The following is a 555-nucleotide window of genomic DNA, read 5'->3' as shown; positions in this document are numbered from 1 at the left end:
CGAACGCGATGTCCCCTCCAGCCAGGGGTAGAGCACTCCTGCCAGATAGAGCAGGCTGGCGAGGAACGGAATGAAGAGCAATCTGTGCAGGGTTAGTCCCAATGCCGTTCGGTTAGAGGGCGGGGTCCGGTGTCAAGATCCTCGTGGTGAGTGTCGCGGGGTAGGTGCGGCGGTCCGCGTTGCGCTCCTTGGCCCGGTACTTGGAGATCGCGCGTTTGATGACCCGGGGCCGGGTGCGTATCCGGCGGGCGGGCATCGGTTCGGCCAGCACCGCCGCGCCGATGCGTCCGACCAGGTCGATCACGGTTCCGGCCAGCATCCCGCGGGCTTGGATGACCTGGTCACGGGCCGCCCTCAGGCCGATGCCGAAGGACAGTCGGTCCGGATCGACCCCGGGGTGCCGCAGGGTGACATCGGTCATCGCGGTGCGCAGGATCTGGTAGCAGGTCAGCAGTGCCCACATTTCCTGGATGACCGCTCCCGGGTGCCGCCCGCGCAGCACCCGGCCGCCCAGGATCCGGGCCTTCAGTTCGCAGTACGCCGTTTCGATCTCCC

Annotated in this window: 1 pseudogene; it reads right to left on the bottom strand. The window is 67.6% G+C overall.

The window, feature by feature from the left end:
* Positions 1-112: 112 nt before the first annotated feature.
* Positions 113-555: pseudogene (locus J9611_RS20790) on the bottom strand (hypothetical protein); the annotation flags it as partial.

Origin of the sequence: Pseudarthrobacter albicanus, from assembly GCF_018224015.1 — a bacterium.
GTDB lineage: Bacteria > Actinomycetota > Actinomycetes > Actinomycetales > Micrococcaceae > Arthrobacter > Arthrobacter albicanus.
Note: the sequence above shows the minus strand (reverse complement) of the source record. Positions and strands in the feature narration are given on the sequence as shown.